At 72.6% G+C, this 25,426-nt stretch carries 28 protein-coding genes; 16 read left to right on the forward strand and 12 right to left on the reverse strand.

Annotated elements, in window-relative coordinates; genetic code table 11:
- Positions 1–113: 113 nt before the first annotated feature.
- Positions 114–1,511: an MFS transporter gene (locus EDF40_RS05865; protein ID WP_123339047.1), complete on the reverse strand. Its 1,398-nt coding sequence runs from the start codon at positions 1,509–1,511 to the stop codon at positions 114–116.
- Between the two features lie 171 nt (positions 1,512–1,682).
- Between EDF40_RS05865 and EDF40_RS05870 the strand changes: the two genes are divergently transcribed.
- From EDF40_RS05870 to EDF40_RS05890, 5 genes are read left to right on the forward strand one after another with little or no spacing between them, the layout of a single operon-like run.
- The gene (locus tag EDF40_RS05870) at positions 1,683–2,903 is read left to right on the forward strand and encodes an alanine racemase (protein ID WP_185002811.1); all 1,221 of its coding nucleotides are present in this window, start codon (positions 1,683–1,685) and stop codon (positions 2,901–2,903) included.
- Positions 2,903–3,748 (forward strand): IclR family transcriptional regulator, encoded by an 846-nt coding sequence (locus EDF40_RS05875; protein ID WP_123338793.1) that lies wholly within the window; start codon positions 2,903–2,905, stop codon positions 3,746–3,748. The genes EDF40_RS05870 and EDF40_RS05875 overlap by 1 nt, the downstream gene beginning before the upstream one ends.
- Positions 3,745–4,722, forward strand: coding sequence for a sugar kinase (locus tag EDF40_RS05880; protein ID WP_123338792.1), 978 nt, complete (start codon positions 3,745–3,747; stop codon positions 4,720–4,722). Before EDF40_RS05875 ends, EDF40_RS05880 begins: the two co-directional genes overlap by 4 nt.
- Before the next feature lie 55 nt (positions 4,723–4,777).
- Entirely contained in the window at positions 4,778–5,437 is a 660-nt protein-coding gene (locus EDF40_RS05885; RefSeq protein ID WP_123338791.1) for a bifunctional 4-hydroxy-2-oxoglutarate aldolase/2-dehydro-3-deoxy-phosphogluconate aldolase, read from the forward strand.
- Positions 5,434–7,131 carry an amidohydrolase family protein gene (locus EDF40_RS05890; RefSeq protein WP_123338790.1) on the forward strand — a complete coding sequence of 566 codons (1,698 nt, stop codon included), beginning with the start codon at positions 5,434–5,436 and terminating at the stop codon, positions 7,129–7,131. Before EDF40_RS05885 ends, EDF40_RS05890 begins: the two co-directional genes overlap by 4 nt.
- A gap of 101 nt (positions 7,132–7,232) precedes the next feature.
- Here EDF40_RS05890 and EDF40_RS05895 read toward each other — a convergent pair whose 3' ends face one another.
- Positions 7,233–7,634 (reverse strand): RidA family protein, encoded by a 402-nt coding sequence (locus EDF40_RS05895; RefSeq protein WP_123313916.1) that lies wholly within the window; start codon positions 7,632–7,634, stop codon positions 7,233–7,235.
- Between the two features lie 228 nt (positions 7,635–7,862).
- Between EDF40_RS05895 and EDF40_RS05900 the strand changes: the two genes are divergently transcribed.
- Complete coding sequence (locus tag EDF40_RS05900; RefSeq protein ID WP_123338789.1) at positions 7,863–9,104, forward strand: hypothetical protein; 1,242 nt, start codon at positions 7,863–7,865, stop codon at positions 9,102–9,104.
- 144 nt (positions 9,105–9,248) lie between these two features.
- Here EDF40_RS05900 and EDF40_RS05905 read toward each other — a convergent pair whose 3' ends face one another.
- The 3 genes from EDF40_RS05905 to EDF40_RS05915 all read right to left on the reverse strand — a co-directional run bounded on the left by EDF40_RS05905 (position 9,249) and on the right by EDF40_RS05915 (position 11,988).
- Positions 9,249–9,740 carry a pyridoxamine 5'-phosphate oxidase family protein gene (locus EDF40_RS05905; protein WP_123292028.1) on the reverse strand — a complete coding sequence of 164 codons (492 nt, stop codon included), beginning with the start codon at positions 9,738–9,740 and terminating at the stop codon, positions 9,249–9,251.
- 360 nt (positions 9,741–10,100) lie between these two features.
- A complete protein-coding gene (locus tag EDF40_RS05910; protein ID WP_123292027.1) occupies positions 10,101–10,730 on the reverse strand; it encodes a hypothetical protein in 630 nt (209 codons plus the stop codon).
- Between the two features lie 148 nt (positions 10,731–10,878).
- Entirely contained in the window at positions 10,879–11,988 is a 1,110-nt protein-coding gene (locus EDF40_RS05915) for an LLM class flavin-dependent oxidoreductase (RefSeq protein WP_260212523.1), read from the reverse strand.
- Between the two features lie 110 nt (positions 11,989–12,098).
- On the opposite strand from EDF40_RS05915, the gene EDF40_RS05920 reads away from it, so the two are divergent.
- A complete protein-coding gene (locus EDF40_RS05920; RefSeq protein WP_123338788.1) occupies positions 12,099–13,007 on the forward strand; it encodes an SDR family oxidoreductase in 909 nt (302 codons plus the stop codon).
- A gap of 238 nt (positions 13,008–13,245) precedes the next feature.
- On the opposite strand, the gene EDF40_RS05925 is transcribed toward EDF40_RS05920, so the two are convergent.
- Entirely contained in the window at positions 13,246–14,037 is a 792-nt protein-coding gene (locus EDF40_RS05925; protein ID WP_185002813.1) for an NRDE family protein, read from the reverse strand.
- Positions 14,038–14,101: 64 nt separating this feature from the next.
- Here EDF40_RS05925 and EDF40_RS05930 point away from each other — a divergent pair, with 64 nt between their 5' ends.
- The 7 genes from EDF40_RS05930 (at position 14,102) to EDF40_RS05960 (ending at position 20,473) form a co-directional block, all read left to right on the forward strand.
- Positions 14,102–15,382: a phosphopantothenate--cysteine ligase family flavoprotein gene (locus EDF40_RS05930; protein ID WP_123339045.1), complete on the forward strand. Its 1,281-nt coding sequence runs from the start codon at positions 14,102–14,104 to the stop codon at positions 15,380–15,382.
- A 29-nt stretch (positions 15,383–15,411) separates the two neighbouring features.
- On the forward strand, positions 15,412–15,810 hold the full coding sequence (locus tag EDF40_RS05935; RefSeq protein WP_123338786.1) for a hypothetical protein: 399 nt from the start codon (positions 15,412–15,414) through the stop codon (positions 15,808–15,810).
- The gene (locus EDF40_RS05940) at positions 15,807–16,598 is read left to right on the forward strand and encodes a DUF2071 domain-containing protein (RefSeq protein WP_185002815.1); all 792 of its coding nucleotides are present in this window, start codon (positions 15,807–15,809) and stop codon (positions 16,596–16,598) included. The genes EDF40_RS05935 and EDF40_RS05940 overlap by 4 nt, the downstream gene beginning before the upstream one ends.
- A gap of 141 nt (positions 16,599–16,739) precedes the next feature.
- Positions 16,740–17,390 (forward strand): GntR family transcriptional regulator, encoded by a 651-nt coding sequence (locus EDF40_RS05945; RefSeq protein WP_123338784.1) that lies wholly within the window; start codon positions 16,740–16,742, stop codon positions 17,388–17,390.
- A 186-nt stretch (positions 17,391–17,576) separates the two neighbouring features.
- Positions 17,577–18,032 (forward strand): MarR family winged helix-turn-helix transcriptional regulator, encoded by a 456-nt coding sequence (locus EDF40_RS05950; protein WP_111084361.1) that lies wholly within the window; start codon positions 17,577–17,579, stop codon positions 18,030–18,032.
- 291 nt (positions 18,033–18,323) lie between these two features.
- The gene (locus EDF40_RS05955) at positions 18,324–19,214 is read left to right on the forward strand and encodes a phospholipase (RefSeq protein WP_123338783.1); all 891 of its coding nucleotides are present in this window, start codon (positions 18,324–18,326) and stop codon (positions 19,212–19,214) included.
- Between the two features lie 92 nt (positions 19,215–19,306).
- Positions 19,307–20,473 (forward strand): low temperature requirement protein A, encoded by a 1,167-nt coding sequence (locus EDF40_RS05960; protein WP_260212522.1) that lies wholly within the window; start codon positions 19,307–19,309, stop codon positions 20,471–20,473.
- 209 nt (positions 20,474–20,682) lie between these two features.
- Here the strand turns inward: EDF40_RS05960 and EDF40_RS05965 are convergent, their stop codons facing one another.
- From EDF40_RS05965 to EDF40_RS05975, 3 genes are read right to left on the reverse strand one after another with little or no spacing between them, the layout of a single operon-like run.
- Positions 20,683–20,991, reverse strand: a complete 309-nt coding sequence (locus EDF40_RS05965; protein ID WP_123338782.1) for a hypothetical protein — start codon at positions 20,989–20,991, stop codon at positions 20,683–20,685.
- Entirely contained in the window at positions 20,988–21,629 is a 642-nt protein-coding gene (locus EDF40_RS05970; protein WP_148053788.1) for a hypothetical protein, read from the reverse strand. Before EDF40_RS05970 ends, EDF40_RS05965 begins: the two co-directional genes overlap by 4 nt.
- Entirely contained in the window at positions 21,626–22,180 is a 555-nt protein-coding gene (locus EDF40_RS05975; protein WP_111084365.1) for an RNA polymerase sigma factor, read from the reverse strand. The genes EDF40_RS05970 and EDF40_RS05975 overlap by 4 nt, the downstream gene beginning before the upstream one ends.
- 106 nt (positions 22,181–22,286) lie before the next feature.
- On the opposite strand from EDF40_RS05975, the gene EDF40_RS05980 reads away from it, so the two are divergent.
- Positions 22,287–22,952 carry an MOSC domain-containing protein gene (locus EDF40_RS05980; protein ID WP_123338780.1) on the forward strand — a complete coding sequence of 222 codons (666 nt, stop codon included), beginning with the start codon at positions 22,287–22,289 and terminating at the stop codon, positions 22,950–22,952.
- Here EDF40_RS05980 and EDF40_RS05985 read toward each other — a convergent pair whose 3' ends face one another.
- On the reverse strand, positions 22,953–23,327 hold the full coding sequence (locus EDF40_RS05985; RefSeq protein ID WP_123292015.1) for an MmcQ/YjbR family DNA-binding protein: 375 nt from the start codon (positions 23,325–23,327) through the stop codon (positions 22,953–22,955).
- Between the two features lie 155 nt (positions 23,328–23,482).
- On the opposite strand from EDF40_RS05985, the gene EDF40_RS05990 reads away from it, so the two are divergent.
- The gene (locus tag EDF40_RS05990; RefSeq protein ID WP_240347376.1) at positions 23,483–23,782 is read left to right on the forward strand and encodes an excalibur calcium-binding domain-containing protein; all 300 of its coding nucleotides are present in this window, start codon (positions 23,483–23,485) and stop codon (positions 23,780–23,782) included.
- Between the two features lie 14 nt (positions 23,783–23,796).
- Here EDF40_RS05990 and epsC read toward each other — a convergent pair whose 3' ends face one another.
- A complete protein-coding gene (epsC, locus tag EDF40_RS05995; protein ID WP_260212519.1) occupies positions 23,797–24,381 on the reverse strand; it encodes a serine O-acetyltransferase EpsC in 585 nt (194 codons plus the stop codon).
- Positions 24,378–25,316 (reverse strand): cysteine synthase A, encoded by a 939-nt coding sequence (gene cysK / locus EDF40_RS06000; protein ID WP_123292013.1) that lies wholly within the window; start codon positions 25,314–25,316, stop codon positions 24,378–24,380. Before cysK ends, epsC begins: the two co-directional genes overlap by 4 nt.
- Positions 25,317–25,426 lie beyond the last annotated feature (110 nt).

Raw genomic sequence — 25,426 nt, forward strand, 5'->3', positions numbered from 1 at the left:
GGCAACCGTACTCGGCGTTCGCAAACGGATGCTGAGACTGTAACGCCTGTCGGGTTTCGCGCGTGTGACCGTGACGGAAACGGACAGTCGTGGGCTGCGCGGAACCGCCCGGGTCAGGCGCGGACCCGGCGGGCGGGGCGGACGGTGTCCCCCGCTGTGCGGCTCATCAGGATGCCCTCGACGCACGCGACGGCGAGCAGCGCCGCGATCACCCAGAACGCGACGGTGTACGGGCCGTCGCCACCGAGCCCGCCGGCTGCGCGGATGACGACCGCGGCGACGGCGACGCCGAACCCGGCGGCGGTCTGCTGCAACGTCGACGAGAGCGTGTTGGCCGGGGTCATGTCCGCCTGCTCGACGTCGGCGAAGGCGATGGTGTTGTACGCCGTGAAGCCGACGGAGCGGGCGGCGCCGCTGACGACGAGCAGGACCGCGAGCAGCCAGAACGGGGTGGCCTCGGTCATGAACGCCATCGCGACGACGGTCAGCGCCGCGACCGCACTCGACACGATGATCACCGGGCGGTAGCCGAACCAGCGCAGGAACGGCGTCGTCATCGGCTTGATGCCGAGGTTGCCGACGAAGACCCACAGCACGGCGGACCCGGCGAGCACGGCGCTCCAGCCCCAGGCGTCCTGGAACAGCAGCGGGAGCACGAACGGCACCGCGGAGACCGCCAGGCGGAACAGGCTGCCGCCGGCGTGCGACACCCGGAACGTCTCGAGCCGGAACGCCTCGAGCCCCATGATCGGGTGCGGCGCCCGGCGGAAGTGCCGGATCGCGAACCAGCAGCAGACGGCACCGACGACACCGGACACCACGACGGCCAGGACCGGGATGACGTCGAGCGCGAGCAGCGACGCCATCACGACGAGCGACCCGAGGCCGAAGCACGCGAGCAGCGACCCGAACCAGTCGAACGGCACACGCTGCGCGGCGCGCTCCTGCGGGACGAGCACGAGCGCGGCGACGAACGCGATGACGCCGAGCGGGATGTTGATCAGGAAGATCCAGTGCCACGTCAGGGTGTCGACGAGCACGCCGCCGATGAACGGGGCGATGATCGGCGCGGCCAGGGCGGGCCAGGTGAGGATCGCGATCGCCGTGACGAGCTGCTCGCGGCCGGCGCTCCGGAGCACCACGAGGCGGCCGACGGGCACCATGAGCGCACCGCCGAGCCCCTGCAGGATGCGCCAGAGCGTCAGGTCGACGAGGCCGGTCGACATCGCGCAGAGTGCCGACGCGATCGTGAAGAGCGCGATCGCGCCCGCGAAGACGGTGCGGGACCCGATCCGGTCGGTGAGCCAGCCGGACACGGGGATGAAGACCGCCAGGGTGACCAGGTACGCGGTGATCGCGACGCCGACGGCGGCCGAGTCGACGCCGAGGTCGCGTCCCATCGCGGGCGCCGCCGTCGCCAGGATCGTGCCGTCGAGGAGCTCCATGAAGAAGGTCCCCGCCACGAGCACGGCGACCGCCGTGCTGCCCGTCCGCCGTCTGGGTGTCGTCATCGTCGTCGCCATGTCGCGTCAAAGGCTATGCCCGGTGCCGGGTCGTGGGGGGATCGTGTCAGGAGGTTCCGCGATCGTGTTGTGCATTGCAGAATGATGCGCACCAGCGCGTTGCCCTGCGGGTCCGCCGAGCGCGAGCGTGGAGGCTGCGCGACGACAGGAGGCTCACCGATGACCGACGCCGACACGACGACCCGGACCGTGACCACGAAGGGCGCCTGGGACCCGGCAACGGGCACTCCGCACCACGTCCTCGACCACGCCCACCTGCCCGTGATGACCCTGCGCGAGTCCGCCCTGGCGAACAACACCGCCGTCATGCAGGCCTACGTCGACCGCCACGGGCTGCTGTTCGCGCCGCACATGAAGACGCACATGGCGCCCGACCTCGCCGCGCGGCAGATCGACGCCGGAGCGTGGGGCGTCACGGTCGCGTCCGTCCAGCAGGCGATGGTCGCGTGGGAGCACGGCGTCCACCGGATCCTGGTCGCGAACGAGGTCCTCGACCCCGCCGGCCTCGCCTGGCTCGCGTCCCGAGGCACGGTCGACCCGGACGCCGACGTCCTCTGCTACGTCGACTCCGCCGCAGGCGTCACCGCCGCCGTCGCCGCACAGGGCACCGTCGCCGGCGAGCTGCACGTCCTGGTCGAGCTCGGGTTCCCGGGCGGGCGCACCGGGGTCCGCTCCCCCGACGACGCGCGTGCCCTCGCGCTGCTCGCCCACGACGCCGGGCTCGTGCTCCGCGGTGTCTCCGGGTACGAGGGCGGGCTGCCCGGCGTCGACGCTGCCCGCGAGTACGTCGCCGGCGTGCTCGACGTCGCCGAGGACGTCCGCGGGCTCGTCGACGGTCGCGGACTCCTCAGCATGGGCGGCAGCGCCTGGTTCGACGCCGTCGTGGACGCGGTGGCGCACCGCACCGACGACCTCGACGTGCTGCTGCGGTCGGGTGCGTACCTGACCCACGACGACGGCTTCTACGCCGAGCGCACGCCGTTCGGCCGGCACCCGGCCGAGGGCTCGCTCGTCGCCGCGATCGAGGTCTGGGGACGCGTGACGTCCTGTCCGGAGCCCGGGCTCGCGTTCGTCGCCGTGGGCAAGCGCGACATCTCCTTCGACGAAGGGCTGCCGGTGGTGAGGTCGGTGCGGCAGACCCTGCCAGGAGGCCCGGCGGGCGACCCACAGATCGTCCCGCCGCCCGGGGCGGTCACCGTCACCCGCCTCGACGACCAGCACTGCTACCTCGCGCTGGCGGACGGTGCCCCCGAGCTGACGCCCGGTGACGTCGTCCTCTTCGGCATCTCGCACCCCTGCACGGTGTTCGACAAGTGGCGGCAGGTGCACGTCCTCGCCGACGACGACACCGTGCTCCGGACGATCGCGACGTGGTTCTGATGCGCGCGACCACTGCGGCCCCGGTGCCGACGGACGGCGACGGTCCTGCCCGGAACGCCGCACTGTCCCTGCGTCGCGGGCTCCGCCTGCTCGACTGCATCGCCGACCGGACCCGCAGCGGCGCGGTGTCCGTCAGCCTGTCCGTGCTGGCCGCCGAGCTCGGCACGTCGAAGTCGACGGTGCTCCGCCTGACGGCCCCGATGCTCGAGAACGACCTGCTGCGCCGCACCCCGGACGCCGGGTTCACGCTCGGCCTCGGCGCCCTGCTGCTCGGGCAGAGCTACCTCGAGGGGATCGACCTGCGCTCCGCCGCCGCGCCGTTCCTGCGTCGGACGGCGGAGCAGACCGGGCTGACGTGCCACCTCGTCGTGCCGGACGGCACCGACATCGTCTACGTCGACAAGGTCGAGACCCGCGGCACCGTCCGCATGGGCTCCCGGATCGGGAACCGCCTGCCGATGCGGAACACGGCGTCCGGCAAGGCGATCGTCGCGTTCGGTGAACCGGAGCTGCTCGACCGGGTGCTCGCCGAACCGGCCCAGGTCATGACGGAGCACACCATCACCGACGACGACCGCTGGCGGCACGAGGTCGACCGCACGCACGGACGGGGGTACGGCATCGACGACCGCGAGAACGAGCCCGACATCCGGTGCGTCGCCGCCCCGGTGTTCGACCACGCGAACCAGGTGGTCGGCGCGATGAGCATCTCCGGGCTGGCCTCGCGGTTCCCCGCAGCGGCGGTCCGCGAACTCGGCGACGGGGTCGTGCGGACCGCCCACGAGATCTCCGTCGCGCTGGGGTCCTCGTCGGCGCAGCTCGCCCTCGCGCGGGGTGCGCGGTGACCGGCTCGGTGCTGACGTTCGGCGAGACGATGCTGCTCCTGACCGGGCGCGACGTCGGCGCGGTGCCGGACCTCGAGCACATGCGGGTGGACACCGGCGGAGCCGAGAGCAACGTCGCGATCGGCCTGGTCCGCGCCGGGGTTCCGGCCACGTGGATCGGTCGGGTCGGCACGGACCCCGCCGGCGACCGGGTGGCCGCCGACATCGGTGGCGAGGGCGTCGACGTGCTCGCGGTCCCCGACGCCGAGCGCTCCACCGGCATCATGATGAAGGAGCGGCTGCTCGACGGCCGTACCCGGGTGACGTACCACCGCCGTGGTTCGGCCGGCTCGGCGTTGGCCGCGACGGACCTGCCCAGCAGCATCGTCGAGACCGCTGCGCTCGTGCACGTCACCGGGATCACCCTGGCACTCTCCGAATCCGCACACGACACCGTGACCGCAGCGCTCGACCGGGCGGCCGCCGCCGGTGTGCCGGTGTCGTTCGACGTCAACCACCGGCCGAAGCTCATCGGCGCCGACGCTGCACGAGACCGGTACCGGGCCGTCGCAGCACGGTCCGCCGTGGTGTTCGCCGGCGACGACGAAGCCCGGCTCGTGCTCGGCCGCGACGACCAGGACGACGACGAGGAAGCGCTCGCGCACGACCTCGCCGCGCTGGCACGGGGCCGCGCGGTCGTGAAGCTCGGCTCCCGCGGCGCCGTGGCGTCGATCGACGGCGTGTTCGTGCGGCGGCCCGCAACGCCGGTGCGCGTCGTCGACCCGGTCGGTGCCGGTGACGCGTTCGTCGCGGGCTGGCTCGCGGCGAGCCTGGGCGGAGCGGACGCCGCCGAGGCGCTCGACCGGGCCGCCGACGCCGGCGCCCTCGCCTGCACCGTCGAGAGCGACTGGCGCCGTCCGGACCCGGCCGCGTTGCACCACGCACCGGATCCGTCGGACACCGATCACACCGTGCACGACCACGTCGACCGCTGACACCGCGTCCGCCGACACCGTGTCCGCCGAACACCACCACTCGAGGAAGAGCACCATGACGAACGACACCACGAGCACCGAGCAGCACGCCGCCGCACGGCACCGTCACCAGGCCGGTCCGGCGATCGCGATCCTCCGCGGCGGCACCGGCGACCACGTCGAGGACGTCATCGCCACCCTGGTCGAGTCCGGAGTGACGGCGATCGAGATCACCACGAACACCCCGCGTTGGCGCGAGGGCATCGCGTGGGCGGTCGAGCGGTACGGTTCCGCGGCGTCCATCGGCGTCGGCACGGTGCTCGACGTCCGCCAGCTCGACGAGGCCGCTGCGGCCGGTGCCTCGTTCGCCGTCAGTCCCCACCTCGACGCCGAACTCGGCGAGCGCGCGCACGAGCGTGGCCTCGGCTGGTACCCCGGCGCAGCGACCCCGACCGACATCGTCCGCGCGTGGCGGCTCGGTGCCCGCGCGGTGAAGGTGTTCCCGGCGGCGCAGCTCGGCGGCCCCGCGTTCCTGAAGCAGGTCCTGGCACCGCTCGACTTCGTCGACGTCATCCCGACCGGTGGCATCGGGGTCGACGACGCCCCGGACTACCTGGCCGCCGGTGCGGTCGCCGTCGGACTCGGGTCCCCGCTCGTCGGCGACGCGCTGACCTCGGGCGACCTCGACGCCCTGCGAGAGCGGGCCGGCCGCCTCGTCGCGGCGCTCGACCGATGACCACCGGCGATCCCGAGCACGTGACGGGCTCCGAGCAGCCCACCGGCGAGCAGTCCGCCGGCGGCGTCGTCCTGCTGCGCGGCGGGTCGGTCCTCGGTGCGGACGGGGCCCCGGTGCGCGCCGACGTCTTCGTCACCGACGCCGTCATCCGTGCCGTCGGTGCCGACCTGGCCGCCCCTGCCGACGCGCACGTGATCGACTGCGACGGACGCCTGGTACTGCCGGGCTTCGTGGACGCACACTCGCACGCCGGGTCGCTCGTGTTCGACGAGGGCGTGCAGCTCGCGCTCCTGCGCCAGGGCGTGACCACGATCGTGACCGGACAGGACGGCGTCGGACCAGCGCCGGGTGACGGTTCGTACGCCGACACGTACTTCGCCGCCATCGACGGCCCGCATCCGACGTACCGCGGTGGCGGGGTCCACGGCCTGCTGACGACCTACGACGGAACGACCCCGATCAACGTCGCGACGCTCGTGCCCGCCGGCACGGTCCGGCACCAGGTCATGGGCGACGACCCGGAGCCGGCGGACAGCGCACAGCTGGCCGCGATGCGGGAGCTCGTGCGCGACGGCCTCGTGGACGGTGCGGTCGGCCTGGCGACGGGGCTCGACTACGTCCCCGGCCTGTTCGCCGGCACCGACGAACTCGCTGCGCTCTGCACCGAGGTCGCTGCTGTCGACGGCCTCTACGTGTCGCACATGCGCGGTGGTTACGAGGGGAACGCCCGCGCCGGCCTCGACGAGATCGCCGACATCGTCCGCGCGTCGGGCGTCCGCGCACACGTCTCCCACCTGCACGCGCCCGTCGACCTCGCGGTGACCGCACTGGCCGAGCTCGAGGCCGATGGCGCCCCGATGTCGTTCGACGCCTACCCGTACTCGCGTGGCTGCACGATCCTGTCGATGCTGCTGCTGCCCGCGGCCCTCGCCCGTCCCGGTACCGAGGACCTCGCCCACGCGATCGCCGACGACGACGGTCGTGCCGCGGTCCGGGCGGCCGTGCTCGACCGCGTGCTGTCCCGCGCCGACCTCGGCACCGGCTGGGCAGAGCAGATCACGCTGTCGCACGTGCCCGCCGCCGAGTTCCACGCGCTGCAGGGCCGCACCCTCTCCGACGCCGCCGAGGCGACCGGGACGGATCCGGTGGACCTGGCCCTCCACCTCCTGGTCGACTCGGGACTGCAGGTCACCGCCGTGATGCGCGTGCCCCGTCCGCGGACTGCCGACGACCTGGCGCCGCTCTTCCGGCTGCCCGGGCACACGGCAGGTTCCGACGGCATCTTCGTGGGCACACACCCGCACCCGCGGGCGTACGGCACGTTCGCGCGCTACCTGCAGGACTTCGCCCGCACGGGGCTGCTGACGTGGCTCGAGGCCTCGCGGCACCTGTCCACCACTGCGGTCGAGCGACTCGGCCTCGGTCGACGTGGCGCGGTCACCGTCGGGGCGGTCGCCGACGTCGTGGTCGTGGATCCCGATCGGGTCGCGGCGCGGTCGTCCTACGACGAACCGATGCGCCTGGCCGAGGGCATCGACGACGTCCTCGTCGCCGGTGTCCCCGTGCTGGCCGAGGGCGCCCTGACGCACGCGACCCCCGGGGCCGGGCTGCGTCGCCACCCGGGCCGGATCGACCACGAGCAGGGAGCAGGGAGCAGGGAGCAGGGAGCAGCGGGCACCGGGGGGGGGCGGTGACCCAGCACGGCCGGTGGAGCAGCCGGGCCGGTGACGCAGCACGGTCAGCGACGCAGCACGGCGACGCCCCTCGGTGAGGCTTCACACAGCCTGTCCCGACGTCACGAAGCGCTCGGCAGCACCGCCACGACGTCGATCTCGACCAGGATGTTCGCCAGGTGCGACTGCACGGTGGTGCGGACCGGGTACGGCTGCGAGAAGTGCTTCGCGTACTCCTCGTTGAAGGCCGGGAAGTCGCGGTCGGAGTGCTCGAGGTGCACCGTGGACTTCACGACGTCGTCGAGGGTGGCGCCGTGCTCGGCCAGCACCGCTGCGACGTTGGCCAGCACCTGCGCGGTCTGACCGGCCACGTCGTCGGCGATCGCACCCGTGGCGGGGTCCTGCGGGCCGAACCCGGCGGTGTAGATGAAGCCGTTGGCGACGATGCCCTGGCTGTAGGGCCCGGCGGGCTTCGGGGCGTCGTCGGTCACGATGGCGGTCTTCGGCGCGGTGGGGTTCGGCACGGTTGCTCCTGTGGTTCGTCGGTCGTCGGCGGAGACTCCAGGCTAGGCGGACGCCACGCGGTGGGGCCGACCACCCGACCAGCGCATTCCGCATTGCAGAACGCGAGTCGGGCCTCCCGTCCGGGGTGCCGCACCGACCACCCAGGTGGAGGGCGACTACCCTGGCCGGGTGCCGTCCTCCCTGCCCGAACGCCGCCGAGCGCGCACGGGCTCGCGCCGAGCACGCGCATGAGCCGGCTCGACGGCGCGGTCACCGGGACCGCCTCGACCGGACGGCGTCGCGCACTCGACACCGTGACCTCCCTGCCGGCGTGGGCGGCCGTGCTGCTCGTCTGGACCGGCGGCCGGATCGTGTCGACGCTGTGGCTGGCACTCGCGTACCCGCTCATCGGACGGGCGATGCCGGACAACGCCATCTGGGGCAACGGGCACGGCTTCACGGCGTTCCTCACCGCCTGGGACGGCCAGTACTACGAGCAGATCTCGCTGCACGGGTACCCCGACGTGCTGCCGCTCGACGCCGTCGGCAACGTGGCGCAGAACGCCTGGGCCTTCCTGCCGGCGTTCCCGTTCACGATCCGGATGCTCACCGCCTCGACCGGGCTGCCGTTCACCGTCGGTGCCCCGCTCATCTCCGTGCTGGCCGGTCTTCTGGCGACGTACTTGCTGCACCGCCTGGTCCGTGACCGTGCGGGCAACGCCGCGGCAATGTGGGCAGTGTTCTTCTTCACGTGCGGGCCGCTGTCGTTCCTGTTGCAGGTCGGCTACGCGGAGAGCATGTTCCTCGCGCTCACGTTCGGCGCGCTGCTCGCCCTGGAGCGTCGCCGGTACGGGCTGCTCACCGTGCTCGGGGTCGCTGCCGCCTTCACCCGTCCGGGTGCGTTGGCGGTCCCGCTCGTGCTCGGGGTCATCGCCCTGGTGCGGTGGGTCCGGGCTCGCCGCGAGACCGGGCGGGTGCTCGACACCTTCCCGCTCCGCGAGCAGGTGCAGGTCGTGGCCGCCGGTGCCGTGATGGTGGCGGCGGGCCTCGCGTGGCCGGTCATCGCGTCGCACGTCACCGGCACGCCGAACGCCTACCTCGAGACCGAGATGTCGTGGTGGGTGAACTTCATCGGCCGCGTGGACTTCGTGCCGCTGTCGCCGTGGTTCCTCATCGCCGGGCGCTGGCTCGGCGTCGGCGGGATCCTGATCGTGGTGTTCCTGCTCGTCGGGTTCCCGATCTGGCTGCTCCGCCGGTCGACGAACCGGCTCGGGTCGACGACCGTGCTGTACTCGGCCGCCTACACGCTCTACATCTTCGCGGTGTCGCTGCCGATGGCCTCGACCCCGCGGCTGCTCATGCCCCTGGCGCCGTTGTTCGGCTCGCCGGAGCTCGTCGCGAAGCCGTGGATGCGGTGGACCTTCGTCACCGCGGCGCTGGCCGGGCAGCCGGTGCTCGTCGCGGTGCTCTGGCTGCTCGGGCCCCCGTAGCGACGACGGCGACGTCGGCGGCTCCGGCATCGGCATCGGCATCGGCACGACGGCAGCTCCGACGTGGAACGACGGAATCGACGTCGTACGACATCGGTCCCGTCGTTCGGAGTCGGATCGAGCCGAGCCCGCCCCGCCCCGCCCCTACAGCTCGACGGTCCCGTGGTCCCCGGTGTCCGGCTGGCTCTGCTTGCCGAGTGCGGCCTTGAGCGTCTGCACCAGGCTGCCGACCGGGCCGGTGTCCTGCGTCCAGTACTCGACCGAGTCGCCCGACACGGTGAGGAGTCGGATCGAGGGGTCGTCGCGACCGTCCGGGAACCAGGCCTCGGCGAACGGCGACCACAGCTCGTCGATCACGGCGCTGTCCTGCGTCACCGTGGCGGTGCCGGCGATTGACAGGTAGCCGCCCTGCGACTCGATGGAGACGTTGACGTGCGGGTTCCTGGCGATGTCGTCGACCTTCTCGCTGCCGTCCTGCACCAGGAAGCGGAGGGTCCCGTTGAACGCCTTGTCCTGCACTGCGAGGGGCCGGGCGTGCAGCTGGCCATCCTCGCTCACCGTCGTCAACAGGGCCGTGTGGGCGCCGTGGACGATGTCCGAGATGGCGGCGCGCTGGTCGGTCTGCGTGTCGGTCATGATGCTCCTTTGCGTCGTGCGCCCCACCCGTCCCGACGTTCGACCGCGGGTCCGGCGGGGCCGTACCGTTCCCGCCAGTGTGCCCCTCGACGCTGGGCGCGTCCGGCACACGGCAGCACCACCCCGACCGGGAGGACCGTGCCGACTCCCCCGGACACGTCCGGCCACGCAGGTGGCCGGTCCGCAGTGCCCGCACCCGGTCCGGCGCACTCCATGCGTCCGCACACAGCGGCACTCCACCAGACGATCACCGCGTGCATCGTCGGAACGTGCACACGCACCGGATGCATGCGCAACGAGCGACACTCCACGAGTCGATCCGGTGGTGGATCGTCGGAAGGTGCGCCAGTACGGAACGCGTCAGGCGGGCTCGCGGATCGTGGTCTCGACGTCGACGACCTGCGGCACACGCGGCATCGACGCGAAGCCGAACGCCACGGGCGGGTCGAGCGGCGCCAGGGTACCGAGGGGCTCCCCCGCCCAGGTCCCGCGCACGCCGGTGACGTCGTGCGCCCCGGTCACGCCGTAGTACTCGCGGCGGCCGTTCCCCGCCGAGCCGGCGGTGCCGGATCCGGGAGCGACGAGCCGGGCGATCGGGTCGATCGCGGCGAGCCAGCGCGGGTCGCGGGCGATCGGCTTCGGGACCACGCGCAGCACCCGACCGAGCGGGGAGATCGTGCCGACGTCGACCGAGACCTGCAGCGCGCCGGCGTCGAGCTCCAGGCCACGTGCCGTCCGTCGGGCCCGGACGTCGACCACGGACACCGTGTCGAACCGGTAGGTGCCGGAGACGTAGGCGGCGACGATCTCGTCCGGCGCGAGCAGCACACTGGTGCCGTCGGGTAGCTCGAGGAACACGTCGGTGAACGCCCCGAACGGCGAGCGGTCCCACATCCCGACGACGATCCGGACGCCCGACGTGGTGCCGACGCCCATGATCCGGCCGCGGAACCGGCGCTCGACGGGAGGGGTGCTGGGACGTGACGGCATGCCGTGGACCGTACCCGGCGTGCCCGTGAGGCGGACCGACGGAGCCGACCCGCGCCTCCCGGCCGGCGGGTTCGCGATGGCGACAGATCGCCGCGAACGTTGCGCGGCGATCTGTCGTTTTCGCGGGTGGGCCCGCCGGGGTGATCGCCTACGGGACGGGGACGGGCTCGGCGAGCAGCTCGCGCACGCGCGGCGCGACCCGGGTGCCGTAGAGCTCGATGGACCGCAGCATGTCCTCGTGCGGCAGGCGACCGGTCGCGTACCGCATGTCGAACCGCGAGGCGCCGAGGATCCGCATGTTCCGGGCGATCTTCCGCGCCACGGTCTCCGGCGACCCGACGTACAGCGAACCACCGGCGGACAGGCCCGCGTGGTACCCGGCGACGTCGAGGGGCGGCCAGCCGCGCTCCCGGCCGAGCTGGTCGGTGACGGCCTTGTGGTACGGCCAGTAGCGCTCGGCGGCTTCCTCGTCGGTGGCCGCGACGAAGCCCGGCGAGTGCATCGCGATGGGCTGCTGCGGCAGGTCGAGCTGGGCGAGCGCCTGACGGTACAGCCGCGAGAACGGGGCGAACTGCGCCGGCTGCCCGCCGATGATGGCGAGGAAGAGCGGCAGGCCGTACGACGCCGCACGGATGACCGACTGCGGGGAACCGCCGACGCCGATCCAGGTGGGGATGGCACCGTGCTCGAGCTTCGGGAAGACGTCCTGGTCGACCAGGCTCGCGCGCTTCCTGCCGGACCAGGTGACGGCGTCGCCGCCGCGCAGGGCCGCCCAGAGCTGCAGCTTCTCCTCGAACAGGACCTCGTAGTCGGACAGCTCGTGGCCGAACAGCGGGAACGACTCGGTGAAGGAGCCGCGCCCGAGGATGACCTCGGCGCGGCCGTCCGAGACCGCGTCGACGGTGGCGAAGCGCTCGTAGACACGCACGGGGTCGTCGGACGACAGCACCGTGACGGCGGAGCCCATCCGGATGCGGGAGGTCGAGGCGGCGATCGCGGCGAGGACGACCTCGGGTGCGCTCACCACGAAGTCGGCGCGGTGGTGCTCACCGACGCCGATGAAGTCGATGCCGACCTGGTCGGCAAGGACGGCCTGGGCGACGACGTCGCGGATGCTCTGCGCGTCGGACTTGAGACTGCCGTCGGGGAGTTCGGTGACGTCGCCGAAGGTGTCGATGCCGAGCTCCACGGGTCCGATCCGCTCGGGTGCGGGCGGCGGGACGTCCGAGGGGCGATCGGTGCCGAATGCGTTGCTCATGGTTCCTCCTGGTCGCACTTCCATGCGTTTGCATCAAACTACCACGATCGGGCCGGCAGGGCCAGGCCGGCGGTCCGGCACGGCCAGCGCCCGCGTGTACGGTCGCCCGCATGCCGAAGCTCCCTGACCAGACCGAACGCAGGATCGTCGTCACCGGCTCCAACAGTGGCACCGGGAAGGAGGCCGCGACCCGTCTCGCGGCCGCCGGCGCGAGCGTCGTGCTCGCCGTGCGCACGACCGCGAAGGGCGATGCCGCCGCGGCCGAGATCCGCGCAGCCCACCCGAACGCCGACGTCGAGGTGCGCGAACTCGACCTCGCGGACCTGGCGAGCGTGCGCCGCTTCGCCGACGGCATCGTCGGCGAGGACCGCCCGATCGACGTCCTGGTGAACAACGCCGGGGTCATGGCGCCGCCGAAGCGCTTCGAGACGGTCGACGGGTTCGAGCTGCAGTTCGGCACGAACTTCCTCGGCCCGTTCGCGCTGACCAACCTGCTGCTGCCGTCGCTGCTGCGCGCCGAGGCACCGCGGGTCACGACGATGTCGAGCCTCGCCGCGATCCCCGGCCGGATCCGCTTCGGCGACCTGCAGTGGGAACGCGGGTACAACGGCTGGCGTGCCTACGGCCAGTCCAAGCTCGCCGACCTGCTCCTCGCGCTGCACCTGCACCGACTGACCGTCGAGGCGGACGTCCCCCTCGTCAGCACCGCGGCGCACCCCGGCTACACCCGCACGAACCTGCAGTCGGCCGGGCGCTCGCTCGGACGCGCCAAGCCGGTGCGGCCCAGCAACCGCGCGCTCCCCTTCACCCAGGCGGTCGAGCAGGGCACCGAGCCGCTGCTCTACGCCGCGGTCGGCCCGAACGCGGTCGGCGGCGCCTACTACGGCCCGGCTGGCCCCTTCGGCCTGACCGGACCGACGACCGCCGTCTCGATCCCCGGGTCGGCACGGAGCGCCGACCTCGCCCGCTCGCTCTGGGCCGTCGCCGAGGACCTCACCGGGACACGTCCGCCCCTCTGAGCGCGGGGCGCGGCTCGCACGGTGCGAGGGCGCTGCGGTCCGACGCGGCCGCCCCCCTCTGGTCGAGGACGAGGACGGCGACCTCGCCTCCGGCTCGCGAAGACGCCGGCGTCTCGCCAAGACGCCCCCAGCTCCACGAAACGCCGCCGAATCTGGAGGCGTCTCGCGCACAGGGCGGCGTCGAACGAGTACGCCGGCGTCGCACGCTGCACGCCGGCGTCATCCCGGGACGCCCGCGTCAGGCGCGGTGCAGCTCCACCGACCCGTCCAGCCGTCCGGGTTCGGTCAGGCGGGCGTGCTGCAGGACCGTGCGGTCCGGACCGATCGCCGCGGCGACGATCGACAGCGTCGTCATGTGCCCCTCGGCCTCGTGCGCGTCGCGGAGAATCGCGTCGGGGTGGTCGCTCGGCAGCGCAGCGGACTCGGCCAGGACACCGAACCAGCCGCCCCACCCGTCTCCGGCGTCGTCGCCCGCGTCCACCGTCCGGAGTTCGTCGAAGGGTCCGAGCACCGGTGGCCCGACCGGGGCGTCCGCGGCGCGGAAGGCCTCGAGCCACCGGCCGATGCGCGGCGCCGCCGGGTCGTCCGGTTCGCCGTGCGTCACCATGTGCACGCCGGGGCCGAGCTCGGTCGTGCGGACCCGTGTGCCGTCCCAGGTCAGGACCGCGGCGCCGTCGGCGGTCGCCCGCACCAGGTTGAACGCGCGGGTGGTCGGCAGGGTGCCGTCGTGTCCGGGCAAGACGTCGTCGGCGACGGCGTCGACCGGCACCACGCCGCGGGTCGTCCACGTGCCGTCGACGCTCGGCACCGGTTCGCCGCGGTTGAGCACGACCGCCAGTCCGGCGCGGTCCGAGGCGGCGAGCCACGCACCGCCGGCAGCACGGTCGCGCACACCGCGGACCCCGGGGTCGCGATCGGGCCACCACGCAGCGGGCGGGTCCCACGGACGCTCGGGTGACTCGTCCCGCAGGGCGAGCACGGTGACGGGCCACGCGGACCCGGGGTCGACGCGGACGACGACGGTGCACATGCCGTCGATCCTCGCACGTGCCCCCGGTAGCGTGAGCGGCGTGAACGCAGCAGCAGAGCGCACCCTGACCGTCATCGTGGGGATCACCGGGGGCATCGCCGCCTACAAGGCCGTCGGCGTGGTCCGCGACCTCGTCAAGCGCGGGCACGAGGTGCACGTCGTCCCGACCGAGGGGGCGCTGCGCTTCGTCGGGCTGCCGACGCTCGAGGCGCTCAGCCGCAACCCCGTCACCACGAGCGTCTGGGACGACGTCTCCGAGGTCCGCCACGTCGCCCTCGGCCGTCGCGCGGACCTGGTCGTGGTGGCCCCGGCGACCGCGGACTCCCTGGCACGGATGGCGAACGGCCTGGCGAGCGACCTGCTCGGCACGACGCTGCTCGCCACCGACGCCCCGGTCGTCGTCGCTCCGGCGATGCACCCGCAGATGTGGGAGCACCCCGCGACCCGGGCCAACGTCGCCGTCCTGCGCGAGCGGGGTGTGCACCTGGTCGGACCGGTGGTCGGCGCGCTGACGGGCGACGACGCCGGCATCGGCCGGATGGCGGAACCCGAGGACATCGTCGCCGCCGCGCTCGCCGTGCTGGACGACCCGGCCGGTGCAGGCGCGGGGCGTCGCGCCGGCACCGACGGGGGGACGCAGTCCGGCGCCGGCGCCGGGGCCCGTGGCGAGCAGGGCGACCTGTCCGGTGTCCGCGTGGTCGTCAGCGCGGGCGGCACCCGCGAGCCGTTCGACCCGGTGCGCTTCGTCGGCAACCGGTCGAGCGGTCGGCAGGGCCTGGCGATCGCCGCCGACGCAGCGGCGCGCGGCGCCGTCGTCACCGTCGTCACCGCGAACGTCGAGGCTGGGCTGACCGCGGGCATCGACGCGACCGTCGTGCCGGTGGGGTCAGCGCTCGAGCTCGCCGAGGCCGTGCACGCCGCGGCGGTCGATGCCGACGTCGTCGTGATGACCGCTGCCGTCGCCGACTACCGGCCGGCCGAGGTCCTCGCCGAGAAGCTCAAGAAGGACGCCCAGGGCGAGCGGATGACGCTCGAGCTGGTGCGGAACCCCGACGTGCTCGCCGACCTGGTGGCGGCGCGGCGCACCGGGCAGGTCATCGTCGGGTTCGCCGCCGAGACCGAACCCGACCGCGACGCCCGCATCGCACTCGGGCGCGCGAAGATCGCCCGCAAGCCCGCCGACCTGCTCGTCGTGAACCACGTCGGCTGGTCGGCCGGGTTCGAGCGCGAGGAGAACGCGATCGAGGTCCTGGTGCCGGGCGGCGAGGTGGTCCGCGAGACCTGGGGCACGAAGGCCGAGGTGGCGGCGGCGATCCTCGACCTCGTCGCGACCGCACTGACCTGATTCCGAGGACGGGCGAGCACGATGGGGGCATGCGACGACGTGAGCGGATCAAACGAGCCACCCGGACTGCCACACTGCTCGCGGTGCTGCTCGGCGGGGCCGGCGTCACCCACTTCCTGCAGCCGCGCCACTACGACCGGATCGTGCCGGACACACTGCCACCGCGACTGACGACCGTCGCGTCCGGCGTGGCCGAACTCGGCATCGCCGCCGGGCTCGCGTTCCCGGCCACTCGCCGGGCCTCGGGGTGGGCCGCAGCTGCACTGTTCGCCGCGGTCTTCCCCGCGAACGTGAAGATGGCGAACGACCTGCTCGACAGCCCGCGGTCGACCCGGGCGATGCGGTTGGTCTCCGTACTCCGACTCCCGCTGCAGGCCCCGCTCGTCCTGTGGGCCGTGCGCGTCGGTCGGCACGCACCGAAGCGGTGACCCAGCCGTCCTGGACCCGTGCGGCCGCACCGCTGCTGCACCGGCCGGTGACCCAGCACGCGTGGGACGACGTCGTCTTCGCGCACTGGCGGCACGACCCGGGGCCGCTGGCGCGACTCGTCCCACGGGGGACGCGCCCCGACGTGGTCGACGGCAGCGCCTGGGTGGGACTGACGGCCTACGTCTTCCACGAGACGCGGGTGCCACCGTTCCCCTCCGCCGGCCGCCTCGGGCGTATGACCGAGGTCACCATCGAGGTCCTGACCGTGGACGACCAGGGCCGGCGCGGGGTCGCGTACCGCACCGTGGACACCGCGAACGTGCCGGCGATCGTGGCCGCACACGCGCTGCTCGGCGTGCCGTACACCTTCGCGCACGCCCGGTCGCGCCGCCGCGGCGAGGTCGTCGCGCACCGGTCGGTCCGGCACCCCGCACGTGCACTGCACCCGGTGCGCTGGGCGCGGTCGCTGCGGCAGGAACGCCCCTCGGGCACGGCCCGACCCCGGCACGCGGCCTCGATCCGGGTCACCGCCGGTGACGTCGTCGACACGCCACTGGCCGCCGAACTCACCACCCGCGCCGGCATCCACGCCCGGTACCTGGCCCAGACGCTGTTCTGGCAGCGACAGCACCCGCCGCTGACCGTGCGGGCCGCGCACCTCGACCGGCTCGAGGGGGACCTGCCCGACGCCGTCGGCATGCCGGGACTGTTCGACCGGGCACCCGACTCGCTGCTCGTCGTCGACGGCACCACGGTGCGGTACGCCTGGGGCGGGGTCGTGCGGTGAGCGACCACGCCACGGACGATGCTGCCCAGGACGACCTCGACCGCCCGGTGACACGCGCTGAGCCGAGCGGAACGCCGGTCTCATATCAGGTACGTTGATCGGTGCGCGTGCACTGACCGCGCCCCGATCGAAGGAGAACGCATGCCGGTCCCCCGCAGCGCCCCGACCGAGCACCAGCTGCTCCGCGACACCGTCCGGCACAAGATCCACGACGCGATCATGGACGGCACGCTCGTCCCCGGCGAGCGGCTCAACGACGACGAGCTCATCGCCTGGCTCGGCGTCTCCCGCACGCCGATCCGCGAGGCGCTGAGCCAGCTCTCCCGCGCCGGCCTGATCGAGATGGCGCCGAACCGGTACACGCGCGTCACGACACCCCAGCCCACCGAGGTGATCGAGGCGATGCAGACCCTCGGGGTGCTGTTCGGCGGAGTCGTCCGACTGGCGGTCCCCCGCCTCGGTGCCGGCGCTCGGAAGAAGATCCTCGCGCAGATCGACAAGACGATCGCCGAGTTCAAGTCGCACGACGTCCCCGCGGTCAACCACGATGCGCTCGACGTGTTCGCGCTCTACGTCGCCGAGTGCGGCAACGAGAACCTGCAGCGCGTGTGCCGCGACACCATGGACGGTCTGGCCTTCCGCCTGCGCCTGCCGAACCTCGACGAGCTGGTCGACTGGGACCGCATGACCGCGGACTTCCGTCGCCTGCGCACCGCGACCGAGTCCGGCGACAACGTCGCCGCCGAGCTCGCGACCGAGGCGATCCACCAGCTGCCGGGCGAGAAGCGCTGAGTCCGGCTGTACCCCCGTACAGGAACCCGCCCGTCTCGCGTACGCGAGGCGGGCGGTCCGCGTTCCACGGGCCTCCCGGACACCCCGCCCTGGCCCGCGACCGACGCGCACGACGCTCCCAGACTGCGGATCCGGCGAGCCGATAGCATCGCTGGCGACCACCCGATCGCCCACCCGGAGCAGCACATGAGTCCTCGATCGACGGACCGTACCGAGGTCGCCGCACGTCTGGCCGCGGCGGTCGGACGGATCAACCGGCGAGCACGGACGGACTCGGCCTCGCTCGGGTACGGGATCGTGTCCGCACTCGCCACCATCCAGCGCGAAGGACCCCTGCGCCCGGGCGACCTGTCGCGGATCGAGGTGGTCACGAAGCCCACGATGACCCGCATCCTGACCGAGCTCGAACAGCGCGGCTTCATCGAGCGCGAAGCGGACCCCCGGGACGGCCGTGCCTTCATGGTGTCGGCCACCGACGAGGGCATCGCCGCGGTCGAACGAGCACGCTCGGACCGCACCGGGATCGTCGCCGAGCTCATCGCCGAGCTCGGTGAGTCCGACGTCACCGCGATCGCCGGAGCGCTCGACGCCCTCGAACGCGTCGCCCAGGGCGACCGCACCCAGGAACCTCACACGTTCTAGGTCTGAACGGGCCGTTACCGAACCGTTACCAACGGGTGGACGGACGGTTCTGCCAGCGATCCTGGACGCGTCATCCAGTCTGACGAGTCATCGTGTCGGCTTCGCCCGACGGCGGCCTCCCCAGGGCCGGTCGCGGCGGACGGACGGGCCCCACACCACCGTCCGGTCCTCCCCGGTTCGCCGGACTCCCCCATGCTCCGCTCACCTCGACGCGCGCAGCATCGCTCACCGGCCCCGACGTGCCGCGCAGCCCGGAGTCCCGCACCACGAACCGCCCGACCACCGGAACCGATGCCAGGACACACCCCCGACCTCCCCACCACCACCGCCTCGACCCGACGTGAGGCCCTGAACTCCCCCAGCCGGCGCGTGCGCCGCGCCCTCCGCCACCGTGCGCTCCGACACCGTGCGACGTTGATCGTCGGCGGTGCCGCGGTCCTCGCCGTCGCCGGCGGTGCCCTCACGATCGGCACCCAGCCCGCCATCGGCGAAGCGCTCGGCATGCCGACCGGTACCGCGAGCGCGTCCGCGACGGCCCAGCCCGCGCTGCGCGGCACCGCCCTCGACCGTGCCCAGGCAGCGGCGACCATCTCGACCGCGAAGACCGTGATGACGACGGCGAACGCCAAGACCGACACGGCCTCGCTCGAGCAGCACATCGACGCGCTCAGTGACTACCCGGAGCTGTCCGGCGCCGCGCTCACGACGCGCATCTCGTCGACCGTCGAGTCGACCGCGCACGTCGCGCAGGCCAGCGCCACGCAGGACAAGCGCGACGTGGACGCGAAGGCGGCCGCCGTCGCGAAGGCCGCCGCCGAGAAGCGGGCCGCCGCAGCAGCAGCGGAGGCCGCCCGGAAGCTGGCGGCGGGCAACACCGTCGCAGGTGCCAAGGCAACGGCGACCTCGCTGGCGTCCTCCGAGTACGGCTGGGGCTCCGACCAGTTCCAGTGCCTCGACAACCTGTGGACCAAGGAGTCCGGCTGGAACTACCAGGCCGTCAACGCCAACGGCGGGGCGACCGGCATCCCGCAGGCGCTGCCCGGTTCGAAGATGGCGACCATCGGCTCCGACTGGCAGACCAACGCCACAACCCAGATCAAGTGGGGCCTGCAGTACATCAGCGCCGCGTACGGCACCCCGTGCTCGGCGTGGGCGCACTCGCAGGCGAGCAACTTCTACTGAGCGGCGCGGGCCGGCCGCCTGCTGGCCCACGCACCTGCACGTCGAACGGCCCCGGGTACCGCCCGGGGCCGTTCGTCCTGTAGGCATGCCGGGTGACGACGATCGGACTGCGCCGGATGGCGCCCCGCGACCCCGCCGAGGGACACCGTGCCGCGAGCCCCCTGGAACTGCTGTTCGACCTGGTGTTCGTCGTCGCGGTGGGCTTCGCCGCCACCAACCTGCACGAGATCGAGACCGAGGGGCACGTCAGTTCCGCGGTGGTGGCGTACGCCATGGTGTTCTTCGCCATCTGGTGGGCGTGGCTGAACTTCAGCTGGTTCGCGACCTCGTTCGACACCGACGACTGGCTGTACCGCATCACGACGTTCGTGCAGATGGCCGGCGTGCTCGTGCTCGCCGCCGGGGTGCACGCCGCGATGACCGAGGGCGACTTCACGGTCCCGGTGATCGGCTACGTGGTGATGCGCCTGGCGATGGTGGCGCAGTGGCTCCGCGTCGCCGTGTCGTCCTCGCGGTACCGCCGCACCGCACTCCGGTACGCCGTGGGCATCGTCGTCGTGCAGGCGCTCTGGGTCGGCATGCTCGCACTGCCGCAGGGATCGACGGTGTGGGCGTTCCCCGTCCTCGTCCTGCTCGAGGTCCTCGTCCCGCCGATCGCCGAGGGCACGGGCGAGACGACGCCGTGGCACACGCACCACATCGCCGAGCGGTACGCGCTGTTCACCCTCATCGTGCTGGGCGAAGGACTCGTCGCCTCGGCGAACGCGGTCATCGACGGCATCGCCCAGGCCGACCACCTCGCGTCGCTGCTCGTGCTGGCCGCGGCCGGGCTCGTCATCGTCGCCGGACTCTGGTGGATCTACTTCTCGCGCGAGCAGCACGACCACATCCGGAACCTGCCGAGCGCGCTCGTGTTCGGCTACGGCCACTACTTCGTGTTCGCCGCCGCGGGTGCGCTGCCGGCCGGGATCGAGGTCGCGGTCAGCGCGGACGCCGGCGAGGCCGACCTGTCGCACGCCACGGTCGCTGCGACCGTGGCCGTCCCGGTCGCGCTGTTCGTGCTCGCGATCTGGGCGCTCGCACTCCGGCCGTCGCTGTCCGCCGGGTGGAACGCGATCGTCGTCGTGCTCGCCGTCGCGATCCTCGCGACGATCGCGGTGCCCGACGTCTCCCTCGTCGGGACCGCGCTGCTCGTCGCCGCGATCGTCGTGGTGCTCGAGGTCGCCGAGCGACGGCCGGGGACGCGCCGCATCCGGTGACGAACCGCGACCGGTGATCGGACGGGAGGCCCGTGACGGCGCCGCCACGGGCCTCCCGTCCGTCATCGCCGAAGCGACAGAGACCCGCGAACTGTTCACGGGATTCTGTCGCTTCAGCGGGACGGTCCGTGCACGGTGATGGGACTGTGTCCCTTCAGCGGGACGGTCCGTGCACGGTGACGGGACTGTGTCGCGTTGACGAGCCGGGTTCACCCCACCCGCGCGACCCGCACGTCGACCCGCGTGAGCGCCAGGCCGTGCGCTGACGCCGTCGTCAGGGCGACGTCGTGCACGGCGCGGGCGACCTCGGGCGCGGGGCGGTGTCCGTCGGTGCCGATGACGACCCGCAGGACGCCGTCGTCGACCACGATGCGTGCGGGGGTCGTGCTGGACGCCATGCCGCGGACGGCACTGACGGTGCTGGCCACGGTCGGGCGGGCGCGGTAGAGGTCGGTGACGCCGGGGACGTCGACCACGGCCTGTTCGACCACGGCGAGGGTGTCGTCGGTGGTGCTCATCGGGTCCCCTCGGTGTCGGTGTCGGTGTCGGTGTCGGTGTTCGGGTCGTCGGTGTTGTCGGGCTGCGGTTCGAGCAGGTCGCGGACCACCACGTCGATCGACTCGACGACCAGATCGGTCTGCTCGGCCAGCGCCTGGGCGACCCCGGTGCGGACCAGGTCCGCCGTCGCGACGATCGACGGGCCGGACATGATCGCGACCTCGACGACCACGCGGACCGGTGCGGCGAGTTCGGTGACGTCGCCGTCGAGCCGGCACCGGGCGACGAGGACGCCGGGAACACCGTCGCCGGTCCGGCGGATGAGCGACCGGATCGCTCCCTCGGTCATCACCGGGCGCTCCGACTCGGACTGCGCGCGGAGCGGGACGTCCCGTCCGGAGCGGGACTCCAGCGAGATGTTGGCGAGCACGCCGCCGATCCACGACTCGTCGGCCGGGGCTTCGTCGCGGGCGGCGGCCTCGAGGGACCCGAGCGACGCGTGCCGCACGCGCAGGATCGCCGCGAGGGCGTTCTGGCACGCGGGTGAGCCGTCGATGGTGGGGTCCGGCGGCTGCATGCCGGCGTCCAGGTAGTCGGCGAGCTCGTCGATGGAGTGGCCGTCGAGGTCGTCGAGTTCGAGTGCGTCGAGGTCGCTCATCGCCATCCCTCCATGAGTCGGATCATGTTCTTCCTCGCTCGGGACAGGAGTCCGCGGACCGTCGAGGGAGGCAGGTCGAGTTCTGCGGCGATGTCGTCGTAGCTGTACTCGAGCACCTCCTTCATGATCCAGCAGCGTCGTTGGGCTTCGGGCAGTTCGGCGAGCGCCGTCTCCGCCGCTTCCTCGCGCGAGCGGGCCTCGGCGACCCGGTCGGGAGCGTCGTCGGCGGGTGCGGCGACCTCGAGTTCGGTGACGTCGTCGTGGAACCGGCGGGCCCGGATGCGGTCCAGGCACTTCCGGCTGAGGATCCGCATCAGCCAGGACTTCACCTTGGCGTGGTCCTCGAGCCGGTCCAGGCGGTCCCACGCGGTGATGAAGGTCTCCTGCACGACGTCGTCGAGTTCGTCGGTCGATCCCAGGGTCCGACGGGCGTAAGCGCGCAGGAGCGGTGTGTAGCGGCGGATCAGGACCTCGAAGGCCCGGACGTCGCCATCGGACGACCGGCCGGCGAGGACCGCGTCGTCGAGCTCGGCGAGGGACTGGTGGTGCACGCTTTCCTTCTACTGGTCGGGGCTGGGAACGAGGTCGGTCGCTGATGGGACGCGCGAGGACGGCGGATCGTCACACTTGTCGTCACACTTGCGCCAGAGTGGAGACATGTCGCTCGTCACCGCCGTCTGCCGCGTCGACCGCCTGCTGCCCGACTCCGGCACGATCGGCGTCACCGCCATCGACAAGCGTCCGGTCGACGGCAAGGTCCGGGTCCGACCGCTCGGGCTGTACGCCGACGTCCAGGCCGACCGGAAGCACCACGGTGGCGAGGACCAGGCCGTGTACGCCTACGCCGACGAGGACGCCGAGTACTTCGCCGCCTCGCTGGACCGCGAGATCCCGCCGGGCCTGTTCGGCGAGAACCTGCGGACCACGGGCGTCGACGTCACCGGGGCCGTGACGGGCGAGCGGTGGCGCATCGGCGAGACGCTGGAGCTCGAGGTGACGATCCCCCGGATCCCGTGCGGCACGTTCGCGCGCCGGATGGGCGTCGACAAGTGGGTCCGGCGGTTCACCGAGGAAGGCCGTCCGGGCGCGTACCTGCGGGTCGTGAAGTCCGGCCCGGTGGCAGCAGGCGACCCGGTCGTCGTGACGTACCGGCCGGAGCACGGCGTGACGATCGGCGAGGTCTTCGCGGGGCTCACCCCCGAGCGTGCCCGTGCGGTGCTCGAGTCCGGGGAGCGACTCGCGCCGAAGGTCGTCCGCGACGTGTCGAAGGTCCTCGCCCGGTCCTCGGCAGCCGCCAGCTCCTCGGCAGCCGCCAGCTCCTGATCAGTCGCCGCGCGTCGGGTCGAGGGGCCGCTTCGCTCGGGGCAACCCGGCGACGACCAGGTCGTAGGCGTTCGCGACGAGGTCCTCGACCAGGGTCTCGTCGATGCCGTCACCGGGAGCGAGCGTGATCCAGTGGCGCTTGTTCATGTGCCACCCCGGTGTGATCTCGGCGTGGTCGCGGACGAGTGCTGCCCCGTGCGGCGGCGCGCACTTCAGGTTGACGATCGGCACACCACGGAGCTCGCTCGTCATCACGAACATCTTGTCGACGACCTTGTAGACCAGGGCGCCCTCGCCGAAGGGCTCGGTCTCGAACACCGCGGGCAGGCCCATCGCGGTGCGACTCGCGATCTCGTGCAACTGCGCGCCGTCCATGCACCCAGCATGCCCCAGACGCCCGACACCGCGGCTCGCGGACCGGACCTGTTCGGGGGCATGTCATGAGCGTCGTTCACATCGTAGGATCAGCTCGCCGCGTACCCGACGCGGCGGTCGCCCCGGCGGCCACACACCTGTTCCAGGGGGAACCCGTGCGCATCATCCGTACCCTCGGCATCGCCGCCGCCACCGCAGTCCTCGCCACCACCGTCGTCGTCGGTGGTGCCTCCACCGCGCAAGCCGCCCCGAAGACCTACGCCAACTGCACCGCGGTACAGAAGGTGTACTCGGGCGGCATCGCGAAGAAGTCCGTCACGCAGAACAAGGTCGTCTCCGGCGGCAAGACCACGACCCGTGCGCTCAAGGGCACGGTGAAGAAGGACGACGCCCTGTACAAGGCGAACGCGAAACTCGACCGCGACAAGGACGGCATCGCCTGCGAGAAGAGCTGAGCGGCGCGCACCCGTCAGAGCGTCGGGACGCCCTCGTGCCCGGACCTCGGGCGGGCGGTCCCGGCGACCCCGGTGACGACCGACCCCACGGGGACGTCCTTCGTCACCACGGTGTTCGCACCCACGACGGAGTCCTGCCCGATGCTGATCGCCCCGATCAGGGACGATCCCGCGCCGAGCACGACGCGGTCGCCGACCACCGGGTGCCGTCGGGCTCCTGGGCCGTGGTCGCCGCCGCGCCCGCCCAGGGTCACCCCGTGGAACAGCACGACGTCGTCTCCGATCACCGCGGTCTCGCCGATCACGACGCCCATGCCGTGGTCGATGAAGAACCGTCGGCCGATGCGGGCGCCGGGGTGGATCTCGATGCCCGTGACCGACCGTGCTGCCTGGCCGATGACCCGCGCGACGAACCGAGCTCCGGGCAGGCCCCTGGCGAGCCAGAGCCGGTGCGTCACGCGGTAGGTCCAGATGGCGTGCAGCCCGGAGTAGACGATCGCGTTCTCGAGGTCACCACGGGCGGCGGGGTCGCCGCGGCGTGCTGCGGCCAGGTCCTCCCGGACCGTCCGCAGCACGCCTCGTCGGACGGGACGACTCACGCAGTGAGTCCCTCGAAGAGCACCGTCGACAGGTAGCGCTCCCCGGTGTCGCAGACGATCGCGACGACGCGCTTGCCGGCGTTCTCGGGTCGTGCGGCGATCTCGAGCGCGGCGTGGATGATCGCCCCGGACGAGATGCCGGCGAGGATGCCCTCGTCGGTCGCGAGCGCCCGCGCCACACGCAGAGCGTCGTCGAGCTCGACGTCGAACACCTCGTCGATGACGGACTGGTCGAGGACCTCGGGGATGAAGTTCGCGCCGATGCCCGCGATCTTGTGCGGTCCGGCCTTGCCCTCGGTCAGGAGCGGGGAGTCCTTCGGCTCGACCGCGACGATCTGCACGCCGGGCACGCGCTCCTTGAGCACCTGGCCGACACCCGTGATCGTGCCACCGGTCCCGACGCCGGCGACGAACACGTCGACGTGCTCCTCGGTGTCGCGCAGGATCTCCTCAGCGGTGGTCTTCCGGTGGATCGCGGCGTTCGCGGCGGTCTCGAACTGGTGGGCGAGGATCGCGCCGGGCGTCTCGTCGACGATCGCGGCGGCGCGTTCGACCGCGCCCTTCATGCCCTCGGGACCGGGGGTGAGCACGATCTCGGCCCCGTAGGCGCGCATCACTGCACGACGCTCGACGCTCATCGTCTCCGGCATCGTGATGATCACCTTGTACCCGCGGGCCGCACCGACGAGCGCAAGGGCGATGCCGGTGTTGCCCGACGACCCCTCGACGATGGTGCCGCCCGGCTGCAGGTCGCCGGACTGCTCGGCCGCGTCGATGATCGCGACGCCGAGGCGGTCCTTCACGCTGGCGCCGGGGTTGTAGAACTCGAGCTTGGCCAGCACCTCGGCGCCGCCCGCCTTCGGCAGCCGGTTCAGCTTGACGAGCGGGGTGTTGCCGAACGCCTGGGAGATGTTGTCGTAGATCGTGCCGCTCATCCGGTCCGTCCTCATCGGGTCAGGTCGCGCATCGCTCTTCCTGGAGGCGCGGTGTGCGCCCGATCCTAGCGACCGGACCCCAGGTGGTCCTGTCCACGGCATCGGGCTCC

Origin of the sequence: Curtobacterium sp. PhB170, assembly GCF_003752345.1 — a bacterium.
In the GTDB taxonomy this organism is placed as follows: domain Bacteria; phylum Actinomycetota; class Actinomycetes; order Actinomycetales; family Microbacteriaceae; genus Curtobacterium.